Source organism: Sphingomonas sp. 2SG (assembly GCF_005503285.1).
Classification (GTDB): Bacteria; Pseudomonadota; Alphaproteobacteria; order Sphingomonadales; family Sphingomonadaceae; genus Sphingomonas; species Sphingomonas taxi.
This window is the reverse complement of the sequence record NZ_SCMZ01000011.1, coordinates 37,432-50,104: the sequence shown is the minus strand read 5'-3', so window position 1 is coordinate 50,104 and position 12,673 is coordinate 37,432. Positions and strand designations below refer to the sequence as shown.

Annotated in this window: 15 protein-coding genes; 12 read left to right on the top strand and 3 right to left on the bottom strand. The window is 68.2% G+C overall.

Features of this window, described 5'->3' with window-relative positions:
* The first annotated feature begins 27 nt into the window (after positions 1 to 27).
* The 12 genes from FFS23_RS06755 to FFS23_RS06700 all read left to right on the top strand — a co-directional run bounded on the left by FFS23_RS06755 (position 28) and on the right by FFS23_RS06700 (position 9,963).
* A complete protein-coding gene (locus FFS23_RS06755; RefSeq protein WP_137897987.1) occupies positions 28 to 1,290 on the top strand; it encodes an MFS transporter in 1,263 nt (420 codons plus the stop codon).
* 24 nt (positions 1,291 to 1,314) lie between these two features.
* Positions 1,315 to 1,494 (top strand): hypothetical protein, encoded by a 180-nt coding sequence (locus FFS23_RS06750; protein WP_137897986.1) that lies wholly within the window; start codon positions 1,315 to 1,317, stop codon positions 1,492 to 1,494.
* Position 1,495: 1 nt separating this feature from the next.
* Positions 1,496 to 2,356: an intradiol ring-cleavage dioxygenase gene (locus tag FFS23_RS06745; protein WP_249340561.1), complete on the top strand. Its 861-nt coding sequence runs from the start codon at positions 1,496 to 1,498 to the stop codon at positions 2,354 to 2,356.
* 151 nt (positions 2,357 to 2,507) lie between these two features.
* Positions 2,508 to 3,020, top strand: a complete 513-nt coding sequence (locus tag FFS23_RS06740) for a flavin reductase family protein (RefSeq protein ID WP_342666996.1) — start codon at positions 2,508 to 2,510, stop codon at positions 3,018 to 3,020.
* Positions 3,021 to 3,067: 47 nt separating this feature from the next.
* On the top strand, positions 3,068 to 4,177 hold the full coding sequence (gene ribB / locus FFS23_RS06735) for a 3,4-dihydroxy-2-butanone-4-phosphate synthase (RefSeq protein ID WP_212742923.1): 1,110 nt from the start codon (positions 3,068 to 3,070) through the stop codon (positions 4,175 to 4,177).
* A complete protein-coding gene (locus tag FFS23_RS06730) occupies positions 4,174 to 5,064 on the top strand; it encodes a helix-turn-helix domain-containing protein (protein ID WP_137897984.1) in 891 nt (296 codons plus the stop codon). The genes ribB and FFS23_RS06730 overlap by 4 nt, the downstream gene beginning before the upstream one ends.
* A 112-nt stretch (positions 5,065 to 5,176) precedes the next feature.
* The gene (locus FFS23_RS06725; protein WP_137897983.1) at positions 5,177 to 5,689 is read left to right on the top strand and encodes a cupin domain-containing protein; all 513 of its coding nucleotides are present in this window, start codon (positions 5,177 to 5,179) and stop codon (positions 5,687 to 5,689) included.
* Positions 5,690 to 5,710: 21 nt separating this feature from the next.
* Positions 5,711 to 6,736, top strand: a complete 1,026-nt coding sequence (locus tag FFS23_RS06720) for a hypothetical protein (protein WP_038665572.1) — start codon at positions 5,711 to 5,713, stop codon at positions 6,734 to 6,736.
* 10 nt (positions 6,737 to 6,746) lie between these two features.
* On the top strand, positions 6,747 to 8,219 hold the full coding sequence (locus tag FFS23_RS06715) for an aldehyde dehydrogenase family protein (protein ID WP_137897982.1): 1,473 nt from the start codon (positions 6,747 to 6,749) through the stop codon (positions 8,217 to 8,219).
* Complete coding sequence (locus FFS23_RS06710) at positions 8,216 to 9,283, top strand: maleylacetate reductase (protein WP_137897981.1); 1,068 nt, start codon at positions 8,216 to 8,218, stop codon at positions 9,281 to 9,283. Before FFS23_RS06715 ends, FFS23_RS06710 begins: the two co-directional genes overlap by 4 nt.
* Before the next feature lie 9 nt (positions 9,284 to 9,292).
* Positions 9,293 to 9,670: a Rieske (2Fe-2S) protein gene (locus FFS23_RS20260; protein ID WP_212742918.1), complete on the top strand. Its 378-nt coding sequence runs from the start codon at positions 9,293 to 9,295 to the stop codon at positions 9,668 to 9,670.
* Positions 9,667 to 9,963 carry a YciI family protein gene (locus FFS23_RS06700; protein ID WP_171009395.1) on the top strand — a complete coding sequence of 99 codons (297 nt, stop codon included), beginning with the start codon at positions 9,667 to 9,669 and terminating at the stop codon, positions 9,961 to 9,963. Before FFS23_RS20260 ends, FFS23_RS06700 begins: the two co-directional genes overlap by 4 nt.
* Positions 9,964 to 9,967: 4 nt before the next feature.
* On the opposite strand, the gene pcaF is transcribed toward FFS23_RS06700, so the two are convergent.
* The 3 genes from pcaF to FFS23_RS06685 are packed head-to-tail and all read right to left on the bottom strand — an operon-like array spanning position 9,968 to position 12,515.
* The gene (pcaF, locus tag FFS23_RS06695; RefSeq protein ID WP_137897979.1) at positions 9,968 to 11,173 is read right to left on the bottom strand and encodes a 3-oxoadipyl-CoA thiolase; all 1,206 of its coding nucleotides are present in this window, start codon (positions 11,171 to 11,173) and stop codon (positions 9,968 to 9,970) included.
* The gene (locus tag FFS23_RS06690) at positions 11,170 to 11,832 is read right to left on the bottom strand and encodes a 3-oxoacid CoA-transferase subunit B (protein WP_038665584.1); all 663 of its coding nucleotides are present in this window, start codon (positions 11,830 to 11,832) and stop codon (positions 11,170 to 11,172) included. The genes pcaF and FFS23_RS06690 overlap by 4 nt, the downstream gene beginning before the upstream one ends.
* On the bottom strand, positions 11,829 to 12,515 hold the full coding sequence (locus FFS23_RS06685; RefSeq protein WP_137897978.1) for a 3-oxoacid CoA-transferase subunit A: 687 nt from the start codon (positions 12,513 to 12,515) through the stop codon (positions 11,829 to 11,831). The genes FFS23_RS06690 and FFS23_RS06685 overlap by 4 nt, the downstream gene beginning before the upstream one ends.
* Between the last annotated feature and the right edge of the window lie 158 nt (positions 12,516 to 12,673).

The window sequence follows — 12,673 nt, the reverse complement described above, 5'->3', positions numbered from 1 at the left end:
AACGATCCTCCTCCCCGTTCCGGGATCATGATGCACGCACGATCGCCTTCCTTTTCCCCGTGGCGCGGCCCCTTCCTGAAGGTCTGGCTGTTGCGTGCGTGTTCGACGCTGGGGGGGCAGGTGCTGGCGTTCGCGGTGACGCTGCGGCTGTACGAGGCGAGCGGCTCGGCGCTCGACCTCGGGCTGGTCGGACTGGTGCAGTTCCTGCCGGGTTTCGCACTGGCCATTCCGGCGGGACAGCTCGTCGACCGGTTCGCTCCCGCGCGGGTTGCGATCGGCGTCCAGTCGGTGAACGCGCTCGCCGCGGCGATGCTGCTGGTGCCGGGATTGTCCAAGGACGGCCTGACGGCGCTGCTCTTCGCCGCGGCGCTGGCGACCGGGGCGACGCGGGCGTTCGACCATCCCGTCAACACCGCCCTGCTGCCCAGCGTCGTGCCCGATCGCCATGTCGCGCGCGCCGTCGCCTGGACGACGTCGATCGCCAAGATGGGGACGCTCGCCGGACCGATCCTCGGCGGCATGCTCTATGCGCTGTCGCCGGCGGCCGATTACGCCGTCGCCTGCGGCTTGTTCCTGCTCGGAATCGTCGCGGCCGGGACCATCCCCGCCATCGTCCGCAGCGCGACTGCCCCGGCGCTCGATCTCCGGGCGGCCTTCGCCGGTTTCTCGATCATCCGCCGCGACCGGGTGCTGGGCGGGGCGATGCTGCTCGATATGGTTGCCGTGTTGCTCGGCGGTGCCACCGCGCTGCTGCCCGTGTTCGCCAAGGACGTGCTGCACGTCGGTGCGGCGGAGCTCGGCATCCTGCGCGCGGCACCGGCGGTCGGTGCGGTGCTGACCGGGTTGTGGCTCGCGCGCCATCCGGTCGAACGCCATGCCGGGCGCGTGCTGGTCGCCACGACGCTGCTGTTCGGGGCGCTGACCTGCGGCTTCGGGCTGACGCAGAGCCTCGTCCCGGCCTGCGCTTTGTTGTGCGGGATCGGCGCGGCGGACATGGTCAGCATCCATATCCGCAGCGCGCTGGTGCAATTGCGCACGCCGCCCGAGCTGCGCGGCCGGGTGGGGGCGGTCAACGGCCTTTTCATCAGCAGCTCGAACCAGATCGGCGCGTTCGAATCGGGCGTGACCGCTTATTGGTTCGGGCTGGTGCCGGCGATCCTGCTCGGCGGTGGTGCGACGATCGCGGCCACCGCGGCGATCGCGCGCCTGTTCGCACCGCTGCGCCGGGTCGACCGGCTGGCGGACACGCCCGCTCCGCCGGCACGGCGCCGACAGCGGCAACCGGTATGACCCCTCTTGCATGAAGGCAGGCCTATGTTCTGGCGCGACCAGTCTCCGACGATACGGGCACATGACGGCCGGCACTCGCGCATCCAGTCGCGGTTCGTGCTGTTCGGGATGATCCTGTCGGCCAAACATTCGAACGACGGCATGGGCGCCGTGCCGCGCGACCGGCCCGCCAGGACGGATACGCCCGGCAGAGGGATCGAGTGACGTGAGCGACGATGCCATGGACGCGATCACCGCCCGCGCGCTGCGCAGCGTCGAGGACGCGGCATCGCCGCGCGCGCGGCAGGTCAGCACGGCGCTCATCCGCCATCTCCACGCCTTCGTGCGCGAGGTCGCGCCGACCGAGCAGGAATGGATGGCGGGGATCGCCTTCCTGACCCGGACCGGCCAGATGTGCAGCGACAGCCGACAGGAATATATCCTGCTGTCCGACGTGCTCGGCGTGTCGATGATCGTCGATGCGATCAACAACCGACTGCCGGCCGCGGCGACCGAGACGACGGTGTTCGGCCCATTCTACGTGCCGCCGCCCAGCTTCCCGTCGGGCGCCGACATGCGCGGCGATCTGGCGGGCGCGTCGCTGTTCATCTCGGGCGTCGTCCGTGCCGCCGACGGATCGCCGATCGCGGATGCGACGATCGACATCTGGCACGCCGATGCGGAAGGCTTCTACGACGTGCAGAAGCAGCACGACCGTCCGGGGCTCGCCGCGCGCGGCCGGTTCCGGAGCGCGGCGGATGGCGGGTTCAGCCTGTGGACGGTTCGGCCGACTTCCTATCCGATCCCCGACGACGGCCCGGTCGGCGACCTGCTGAAGCTGCAGGGGCGCCACCCCTACCGGCCCGAGCACGTCCATTTCATGGTCAGCGCGCCGGGCTATCGCAAGCTGGTGACGCATCTGTTCGCTGCCGGCGATCCCTATCTCGATTCGGACGTGGTGTTCGGCGTCAAGCCGTCGCTGATCCGGCCGATCGTCGTCCATCCCGCCGGGCCGGGACCGGACGGCGAGATGCGGACCGGGCCATGGCACGAACTGCGCGCCGACGTCGTGCTCGCACCCGAATGAACGGCCGCCCGCGGGGGGCGGGGACACGTGGCGGACATCGGCGGCGGGGAAATTGTGATCGCCCGGGAACAGGCGATAACCCGGGTCCAGACGATCGGCGGGCGATCTCGACATCGGTCCAGACGCGATTTCCGACGTACAGGAGAGCATGATGTCCGCCTCGACCGTAGCGATGATCGATCCTGCGAGTTTCCGGAAGGTCCTGGGCGCCTATCCGACCGGCGTGTGCGTGATCACCTCGGCGAAGGACGACACGCGGTTCGGCCTCGCGGTCGGGTCGTTCACCTCGATCTCGCTCGATCCGCCGCTCGTCGGCTTCTTTCCCGGCAAGACGTCGTCCAGCTGGCGCAGCATCGCCGACAGCGGACGCTTCTGCGTCAACGTGCTGGGGGCGGATCAGCTCGACATCTGCCGCCGCTTCGCGTCGAAGATGGAAAACAAGTTCGCCGACCTGTCGCACGGGTCGAGTCCGGCGGGATTGCCGCTGATCGACGGCGCGCTCGCCTGGATCGACTGCCGGGTCGAATCGGTGTTCGAACTCGGCGACCATTATCTGGTCGTCGGCGCGGTCGACGATCTCAGTTGCGCGGATGCGGGCGATCCGCTGATCTTCCTGCGCGGCGGATATCACAACGTCCGGGCGATCGACGCGGTCGGCGCATGACATCGCCGGCCGATCCCCAGCGTCCCGACCGCCGCGGCGACGGCGCCATGCGGTCGGGGCGGCGCATCCCGGTCGCCACCCCCGACGAGATCATCGACGAAGCCCGCAACGGCCGCATGTTCATCCTGGTCGACGACGAGGATCGCGAGAATGAGGGCGATCTGATCATCCCGGCGCAGATGGCGACGCCCGAGAAGATCAATTTCATGGCGCGTCACGGTCGCGGGCTGATCTGCCTCGCCATCACCAAGGCGCGCGTCGATCATCTCGGTCTGGGCCTGATGACCCGGCAGAACGGCACCCGGCACGAGACGGCGTTCACCGTCTCGATCGAGGCGCGCGACGGCGTGACGACGGGCATCTCCGCCGCCGACCGGGCGCGTACGGTGGCGGTGGCGATCGATGCGGGCAAGGGCGCAGACGAGATCTTGACCCCCGGCCACGTCTTTCCGCTGGTCGCGCGCGACGGCGGCGTGCTGGTGCGCGCGGGGCATACCGAGGCGGCGGTCGACGTGTCGCGACTGGCCGGGCTCAACCCGTCGGGCGTGATCTGCGAGATCATGAACGAGGATGGCACGATGGCGCGGCTCGATCAGTTGCTGCCCTTCGCCGAGCGGCACGACCTCAAGATCGGCACGATCCGCGATATCATCGCCTATCGCCGGCGCTTCGACCGCGTCGTCGAACGCGTCGCGAGCAAGGCGTTCGATTCGGCCTATGGCGGCGATTGGCAGCTCCTGACCTATCGCAGCAAGGTCGACGGGTCGGAGACGCTGGTGCTGCAGAAAGGCGCGGTCGCGGCGGACGGCGAGACGTTGGTGCGGATGCATACCGCGTCGCTGCTGTCCGACCTGCTGGGGGAACAGGGCTCGCGGACCCGTGCCATCCCGCAGGCGATGGAGCAGATCGCGCGGGCCGGGGCGGGCGTCATCGTCCTGATCGTGCCGCGGACCGAGCGGGGCGTGCCGCTGCCCGCGACGCGCGAATCAGACCCCGATATCGACCCGCGATCCTATGGCGTCGGCGCGGAGATCCTCGCCGATCTCGGCGTGCACGATCTCGTGCTGCTCACCAGCTCGCCGTCGCCGCAACTCGTCGGGCTGGAGGCGTTCGGATTGCGGATCGTCCGGCAGCAACCGTTCGATTTCCCGAAATGACCGGCGCCGACGCGTTGGGCGTGGAGGACACGCACGGCATCCTGGCGCTGCCCGGCCAGACGCTCATCGCGTCGAGCGAGGGGCTCGGCTGGCGGACGCTGTTCGCCTCGCGGCAGATCGAGCAGCCCTACACCGGCTATTTCCGGGCCTGCGCGGATCATCTGATCGTCATGCATCTCAGCGGCCCGGTTCGGATCGAACGCGACTTCAGCGGCGAGCGGGCCTGTGCGAAGGTGCAGCGCGGCGGCCTGTTCATCCTGCCGGCCGGGCGCGATTTCGGCGTTTCGCTGGACGGCACGCTCGAGACGATCCACATCTACGTGCGCGGCACGATGCTCGATGCGGCGGCGCGCGAACTGGGGGTCGATCCCGCCACGCTCGCGATCATGCCGGGGCTCGGTGTCCACGATCCGGTGATCGAGCAGATGGGGATCGTCTGCTGCACGATGCTGGCCGAGCGCCAGTCGGGCTTCTTCGCCGATGCGGTGGCGCGGATCCTCGCGGCGCGGATCGTCGCCGCGCATTCGAGCGCGATGCACGCGGCATCGGCGTCGGCCGCCGGGTTGAGCAGCGACCAGATCGATGCCGTCCGCGATCTCGTCCACCGGCATATCGAAGAGGCGATCACGGTCGATTCCCTGGCGCTGGCGGCGGGTCTCTCGCCGGGGCAGTTCGCGCGCCGGTTCAAGCGCACGACGGGGCGCTCGCCCTATCAGTTCGTCATGGACGCGCGACTGGATCTGGCGCGCGACCTGCTGTTGCGCGGCGCGGCCATCGCCGAGGTCGCGGTGCAGACCGGCTTTACGCATCAGGAGCATCTGACGCGGATGTTCGGCCGCCGCTTCGGGATGACGCCGGGCCGGTTCCGCTCGGCCGCCATGCACTGACGCTGCCGGATCATGCAGAGGAAAACCCGTATCGTGCAGGACGGGCCTCCGCATCCCCCGGTATCGTCTGTCCGGATCAATCGCGCGCGACGCGAAGATGCAGGAGTTGGATATGGACGGTGTCGTAACCCAGTTCGGGAGCTTGCGCGACTATCGCAAGGGCGGGGTCGAGATCATCGACGACAACCCGAAGAACTACGTCTTTTCGAACGTGTTCGAGGTCGCCGACACCTCGGCGCCATACGAGCGCGTCGCGGTCGGCAAGAATTTCGAATATGTGATCGAAACCGCCCGTGCCGAGGGCGTCTCCGGCTGGTTCGGCTGCGCCCATGACGAATTCGTGCTGTGCATGGACGGCGCGGTCGAGGTTCATTTCGTCAAGCTCGACGACCCGGACGCCGTGGTCGATCCGGAGGGCGAGGGCGCGGTGGCGCTCGGCGACGCGATCCCCGCAGGGCGAAAGATGGGGCGCGTCGTCCTCGGCCGCGGCCATATGGCGATGCTGCCGGTCGGCGCCGCCTATCGGTTCCAGGCGGACACGCCGTCCGTCATCCTGTTCCAGACCATCGAAGGTGCCGTCACCGTCCAGAAATGGGCGACGATCTGCCAGACCGAAGCCGCCTGAGCTTCAGAGGAGAATATCGAAATGGCCATGTCCGAAGCGCTGTTCGCAACCCAGCCGTCGACCGAAGGACTGCGCAGCGATGTCGCCGTCCTGTCGACCAACAACCAGACCGGCTATCGCGCCTTCAAGGCGGGCAGCTTCGAATTCAGCCGCGACGAATATTTCGCGCGGCTGGCATGGCCGGGCGGGACGCACATCCTGCCGATCGACGTGTTCCTGCGCGCCATGATGCGCGACGTCGCCTGGGGCTTCTTCTACGGCGTGGTCAATTTCGACGGCGTGTTCGGGACGATCAACCATTATGGCGAAGTCACCGTGTTCGCGGGTCGTTTCAACGACGCCTATACCGCCGCGGGCCGCGATTACGAGGAACGCTTCGCCGCCGGCGTGCTGATGGGGGTGTTCAAGGATATCCTGTCGGACTGGACCAACAGCGGGTTCGATCCCTTCGCCGCGCCGATGGAAACCGGAACGCCATGGGGCATCAAGAACGGCGACAATGACGAGGCGATCACGCGCCAGCGCGTCACCGCGCGCCGCATGGTCGGGCTGCCCGGCGATACGCCGGTGCGTTCCGATGCCAACGGCTTTCCGGTCAATCGCCAGTTCGCCGACGTCGCGCAGGATCAGCCGCTCGTCGAGGCCGAACCCGGCTTCGAGCATGAGGTGAGCGCCTACAATCTGTTCGGCTATCTCTCGCGTAGCGACGTGACGTGGAATCCCAGCGTCTGTTCGGTGGTGGGCGACAGCCTGTTCTGCCCGACGTCGGAGGAGTTCATCCTGCCGGTCGAACATGGCAACGACCGCTGCGAATGGTTCCTGCAACTGTCCGACGAGATCACCTGGGACGTGAAGGACAAGGATACCGGCAAGCCGCGGGCGCGCGTCCTCGCCCGTGCCGGCGACATCTGCTGCATGCCCGCCGACATCCGCCATCAGGGCTATTCGACCAAGCGGTCGATGCTGCTGGTGTGGGAGAACGGGTCGAGCAGGATTCCCGAGATGATCGCCAACGGTACGGCGCCCGTCGTCGCCGTCGATTTCTGAAGGTATCTGCGTGACGGGTCTACAGACGAAGCTGCTGATCGGCGGCAAATGGGTCGACGGCGTCGAGGGCGGGACGATCCGCGTCGACAATCCGTACGACGGCGCGCTGCTGGCCGAGGTCGCCGAAGCCACGGCGGCCGACGTCGATCTCGCCGTGGAGGCTGCCCGTGCCGCCTTCCCGGCATGGAGCGCACTGGCCGCGCATGAGCGCGGCCGGCTGCTGCTGAAACTGGCCGACGCGATCGAGGCGGATGCCGCCAACCTCGCGCGGCTCGAGGCGATGGACACCGGCCATCCGATCCGCGACTGCCAATCGCTCGACGTGCCGCGCACGGTGCTGTGCTATCGCTATTTCGGCGGCATGGCGGACAAGCTGGAAGGATCGGTGATCCCGGTCGACGCCGGCTTCCTGAACTATGTCGAGCGCGAGGCGATCGGCGTGGTCGGCGCGATCGTACCGTGGAATTTCCCGCTGATGTTCACCAGCTGGAAAATGGGACCGGCGCTCGCCGCCGGGAACACGATCGTCATCAAGCCGTCCGAGATCACGCCGCTGTCGACGCTGCGCATCGGCGAGCTGATGCAGCAGGTCGGCATCCCCGACGGCGTGGTGAACATCGTCACCGGCTACGGCCACACCGCGGGGCAGCGGATCGCCGAGCATCCCGGCATCGGCAAGGTGGCGTTCACCGGATCGACCAATACCGGGCGGACGATCGTCCATGCCTCCGCGGGCAATCTGAAGAAGGTGCAACTGGAGCTGGGCGGCAAGGGGGCGAACATCGTCTTCGCCGACGCCAATATCCCCGCGGCGGTCGGCGGCGCGGCCTTCGCGATCTTCCACAATCAGGGGCAGGCCTGTATCGCCGGTTCGCGGCTCATCATCCACGAAGACGTGGTCGACGACTTTCTCGACCGGTTCGCGACGCTTGCCCGATCGATCCGGCTGGGCGACCCGCTCGATCCGGAGACGGAGATGGGGCCGCTGACCTCCCGCCTGCATCAGCAGCGCGTCCTGTCCTATGTCGAGGTCGCGCGCGAACAGGGCGGCGAGATCGTCACCGGCGGTCGCCAACCCGACGGCGAGGACTATGCCAGGGGGTGTTTCGTCGAACCGACGATCGTTCGCGCCCGGCCCGGCGACCGCGTCGCGCAGGAGGAGGTGTTCGGCCCGTTCGTCACCGTGCTGACCTTCCGCACCGACGAGGAGGCGCTCGCGATCGCCAACGGCACCGAATATGGCCTCGGCGCCGGCCTGTGGACCAGCGACCTGACGCGGGCGCACCGCATCGCCAGGCGGCTGCATGCCGGCATGGTCTGGATCAATTGCTACAAGCGCGTCCATCCCGCTTCGCCGTTCGGCGGCATGGGCCAGTCGGGCTATGGCCGCGAAATGGGTTTCGAGGCGATGCGCGAATATACCGTGCCGAAATCGGTATGGGTCAATGTCGACGCCCAGATCCCGCCCTTCTACCGGCGATGAGCGTCCAGACCTTCCGCTATGAGGGCCTGCCCGGGCGCGTGCTGTTCGGCCGGGGAGTGACCGCGCAACTGGCCGACGTCATCGGTCAGGTCGGCGGCACGCGCGCGCTGCTGCTCTCCACCGCACAGCAGGCGGATCAAGCGCGGACGCTGGCCATGCACGCCGGCGCGCTGATCGTCGGGCATTTCGCCGAGGCGACGATGCATACGCCGGTGGAGGTAACCGCGCGCGCGCTGGCGATGCTGAACGATCTGGATGCCGATTGCGTCGTCGCGATCGGTGGCGGTTCGACGATCGGGCTCGGCAAGGCACTGGCGCTGCGCACCGACGTGCCGCAGGTCGCGGTCGCCACCACCTACGCGGGATCGGAAATGACTCCGATCCTCGGCGAGACGGCGGGCGAGCGCAAGACGACGCAACGCACGCTCAACGTCTTGCCGGAGGCGGTGATCTACGACGTCGACCTGACACTCGACCTGCCGGTCGCGATGACGGCGACCAGCGGGCTGAACGCCATCGCGCATGCGGTCGAGGGACTGTACGCGCGCGACACCAATCCGGTGATCGGTCTGTTCGCGGAGGAGGCGGTCGGCGCCTTCGCCGCGGCGCTCCCCCGGTTGATCGACACGCCGCGCGATCCGGAGGCACGAGCGGAGGCGTTGCGGGCGGCGTGGTTGTGCGGCATGGTCCTCGCGACGACGTCGATGTCGTTGCACCACAAATTGTGCCACACGCTGGGCGGCGCGTTCAACCTGCCGCATGCCGAGACGCACAGCGTGGTCCTGCCCCATGCGCTCGCCTACAACGCACCCGCCGCGCCCGGCGCGATGGCTGCGCTGCGCCGTGCGTTCGGAGGCGAGGATCCCGTGACGGCGCTGGTCGCGCTGGCGCGGCGGATCGGGGCACCGACCGCATTGCGCGATATCGGCATGCCGGCGGACGGGATCGACCACGTCGCCGACGAGGCGTTGCGCAATCCCTATTGGAACCCGCGGGCCGTCGAACGCGACGGAGTGCGCGCGCTGATCGCGCGTGCCTACGCCGGCGACCCTCCGGCAGCCTGAGACGCAGCGATGGCCACAACGACCGACGACGGCTGGCGGCTGCGACCCAATGCGCCGGCATCGGGCCGCGTGCTGGGCGATGCGGCACTCGTCGCAGAGGGGCAGGCGCGACAGTTCGTGTTCGGTCGCGGGCGCAGCGCCTTCGGCATGTTCGTCGTGCGCCGCGACGGCCGCTATTTCGGCTATCTCAACCTCTGCCCGCATTATTCGCTGCCGCTGAACCACCAGGCCGACCGGTTCCTGAACGACGGACAGATCGAATGCGTCCAGCATTTCGCCCGGTTCGCGATCGAGGACGGCCGCTGCCTGTCCGGGGCGTGCGAGGGGGAGGGGCTGTGGCGCATTCCGGTGATCGTGACGCCGGACGGTCAGCTGGCGATCGCGTGACCGACCGGTTCCTGTTCCACGCGGTCGATCGCCCCGGCACCGCCGCCTTGCGGCAGCGGCTGCGCGAGGCGCATCGCGCGTCGATCCGGCGATCCGACCCCGAATGCCGCTGCATCCTTGGCGGGCCGTTGCTCGACGCGGCCGGCACGATGACCGGCACCGCGCTGGTGTTCGCGGCGGTCGACGTCGCCGCGGTCCACGCCTTCATGGCGAGCGACCCTTATCTGCTGCATGGCCTGTTCGAACGGATCGACGTCCGGCCGTGGGCGATCGGGCTCGGCGCGATCGCCTGACCGGTCAGACCCGCTCGACCGCGAGCGCGACACCCATGCCGACGCCGACGCACATCGAGGCCAGTCCCAGCCGGCCGCCGCGTGTCTCCAATTGGTGTACCAGCGTGAGGGCGAGCCGCGCGCCGCTCATGCCGAGCGGGTGGCCGAGCGCGATCGCGCCGCCGTTCGGATTGACGTGGGCGGCATCGTCGGCGACGCCGAAATGGCGGATCACGGCGAGCGCCTGGCTGGCGAACGCCTCGTTGAGCTCGATCGCGTCGAATGCGTCGATGCCGAGGTTCAGCCGCGCGAGCAGCTTCTCGATCGCTGGCACCGGCCCCATGCCCATCACCCGTGGTTCGACCCCGGCCGCGGCGAAACCGAGAATGCGTGCGCGCGGCGTCAGGCCCTCGCGGGCGATCGCAGCGTCGTCCGCGATCAGCAGCGCCGCCGCGCCGTCATTGATTCCCGAGGCATTGCCCGCGGTTACCGTGCCGCCCGCGAACAGCGGCCGCAGCGCGGCCAGCGCTTCGATCGTCGTGTCGGCGCGCGGATGTTCGTCGACGCGCGCCTCCGCCGGCGGGGCACCGCGCCGTTGCGGCAGCGGTACCGCGACGATCTCCTCGGCGAAGAAGCCCGCCTGATGCGCCGCCGCCGCACGTTGCTGGCTGCGCAGCGCGAACGCATCCTGATCGGCGCGGCTGATCCGGTGGTCCTCCGCGACGTTCTCGCCGGTGCGCGGCATCGTCTCGGTGCCGTACAGCGCCTCGAGCAGCGGGTTGACGAAGCGCCAGCCCATCGTCGTGTCCTCCAGCGTCTGGCCGCGCCCGAACGCCCCGTCCGCCTTGCCGACCACGAACGGCGCACGCGTCATGCTTTCGACCCCGCCGGCGATGGCGAGGCCGATCTCGCCGGCGCGGACCGCGCGTGCCGCGCTGCCGACCGCGTCGAGGCCCGAGGCGCACAGCCGGTTGAGCGTGACGCCCGGCACCGTATGCGGCAGACCGGCGAGCAACAGGCTCATCCGCGCGACGTTGCGATTGTCCTCGCCGGCCTGGTTGGCGCAGCCGAGATAGACCTCGTCGATCCGCGCCGGATCGAGCGACGGCTGGCGGGCGAGCAACGCACGGATCGGCACGGCGCCCAGATCGTCGGCACGGACCTTCGCCAGCGCGCCGCCGTAACGCCCGATCGGCGTCCGCACCGCGTCGCAAATATAGGCGTGGGTCATGCTGATCTCCCGGCGGCATCGTCCGCAAAGGTGAGGGGGACGCCGCACAGGCGGCGCAGTTCGTCCGCGTCGAGACCGTCGACGACCCGGCGAACGCGCGCGCCGTCGGGACCGAGGTCGAAGATCGCCAGATCGGTATACAGGCGCGAGACGCAGCCGATCCCGGTCAGCGGATAGCTGCAGCGATCGACGAGCTTGCTGCTTCCCTGTTTGGTGAGCAGGTCCATCATCACGAACGTACGCTTGGCACCGATCGCCAGATCCATCGCGCCTCCGACCGCCGGGATCGCATCGGGTTCGCCCGTATGCCAGTTGGCGAGATCGCCCGTCACCGACACCTGGAAGGCGCCGAGCACGCAGAAATCGAGGTGGCCGCCGCGCATCATCGCGAAGCTGTCGGCGTGATGGAAGAAACTGCCGCCGGTCAGCAGCGTGACCGGCTGTTTGCCCGCATTGATAAGTTCGGGATCCTCGTCACCCGCCGCCGGCGCCGGCCCCATGCCGAGCACGCCATTCTCGCTGTGCAGCAACACATCGCGATCCGCGCCGAGGTGATTGGCGACCCTAGTCGGCACCCCGATGCCGAGATTGACATAGGCGCCATCGGGAATGTCCCCGGCGACCAGTCGCGCCATGTCGTCCCGGCTCCAGCGGTTCATACGATGGCTCCTTTCTGCGCGGACGGCACTTCGACGACATATTGCACGAAGATCCCGGGCGTGACGATCGCTTCCGGATCGAGCGTTCCGAGCGGGACGAGCTCGGCCACCTGCGCGATCGTGCAGGTCGCCGCCATTGCCATGATCGGCCCGAAATTGCGCGCGGTCTTGCGATAGACCAGATTGCCCCACGGATCGCCGCGATGCGCCTTGATGAGCGCGAAATCGGCGCGCAACGGATATTCGAGGATATAGTCGCGTCCGTCGATCGTCCGCGTCTCCTTGCCTTCGGCGAGCAGCGTTCCGTAGCCGGTCGGCGTATAGAATGCGCCGATGCCCGTGCCCGCCGCATGGATCCGGGCGGCGAGACTGCCCTGGGGTATCAGCTCCAGCGCGATGCGCCCGGCGCGATAGGCGGCGTCGAAATGATGCGAGTCGGATTGTCGCGGGAAGGAGCAGATGATCTTGCGGACCCGCCCCGCGGCAATGAGCGCGGCCACACCCGTGTCGCCATTGCCCGCGTTGTTGTTGATGATCGTGAGATCGCGAGCCCCCGTATCGATCAGACCATCGATGAGTTCGTTCGGCATGCCGGCAGTGCCGAAGCCGCCGATCATGATCGTTGCGTTATCCTCGATCGCGGAAAGCGCATGCTCGATTGATGCGGACGATTTATCAAGCATGATCTGGCCTTGTCGAAATGTCGAACTGTGTTTCGAAATATTTGGTGCGGCGATGATATTATGTGGATTGCAGTCCCGAACTAGGGTCGCGCTTATCTAAGGTGACAGGTTCCTTTCCGTAAATGAATTGGCCGGCAAGGCGCTATGCCGATCGGTCC

Bases quoted from the DNA above. Each gene is read 5' to 3' on its own strand.
- pcaF (WP_137897979.1), bottom strand. From the start codon at position 11,173: ATGACCCACGCCTATATTTGCGACGCGGTGCGGACGCCGATCGGGCGT.
- FFS23_RS06740 (WP_342666996.1), top strand. From the start codon at position 2,508: ATGTCCGCCTCGACCGTAGCGATGATCGATCCTGCGAGTTTCCGGAAG.
- FFS23_RS06685 (WP_137897978.1), bottom strand. From the start codon at position 12,515: ATGCTTGATAAATCGTCCGCATCAATCGAGCATGCGCTTTCCGCGATC.
- FFS23_RS06720 (WP_038665572.1), top strand. From the start codon at position 5,711: ATGGCCATGTCCGAAGCGCTGTTCGCAACCCAGCCGTCGACCGAAGGA.
- FFS23_RS06755 (WP_137897987.1), top strand. From the start codon at position 28: ATGATGCACGCACGATCGCCTTCCTTTTCCCCGTGGCGCGGCCCCTTC.
- FFS23_RS06725 (WP_137897983.1), top strand. From the start codon at position 5,177: ATGGACGGTGTCGTAACCCAGTTCGGGAGCTTGCGCGACTATCGCAAG.
- FFS23_RS06710 (WP_137897981.1), top strand. From the start codon at position 8,216: ATGAGCGTCCAGACCTTCCGCTATGAGGGCCTGCCCGGGCGCGTGCTG.
- FFS23_RS06730 (WP_137897984.1), top strand. From the start codon at position 4,174: ATGACCGGCGCCGACGCGTTGGGCGTGGAGGACACGCACGGCATCCTG.
- ribB (WP_212742923.1), top strand. From the start codon at position 3,068: ATGCGGTCGGGGCGGCGCATCCCGGTCGCCACCCCCGACGAGATCATC.
- FFS23_RS06750 (WP_137897986.1), top strand. From the start codon at position 1,315: ATGTTCTGGCGCGACCAGTCTCCGACGATACGGGCACATGACGGCCGG.
- FFS23_RS20260 (WP_212742918.1), top strand. From the start codon at position 9,293: ATGGCCACAACGACCGACGACGGCTGGCGGCTGCGACCCAATGCGCCG.
- FFS23_RS06690 (WP_038665584.1), bottom strand. From the start codon at position 11,832: ATGAACCGCTGGAGCCGGGACGACATGGCGCGACTGGTCGCCGGGGAC.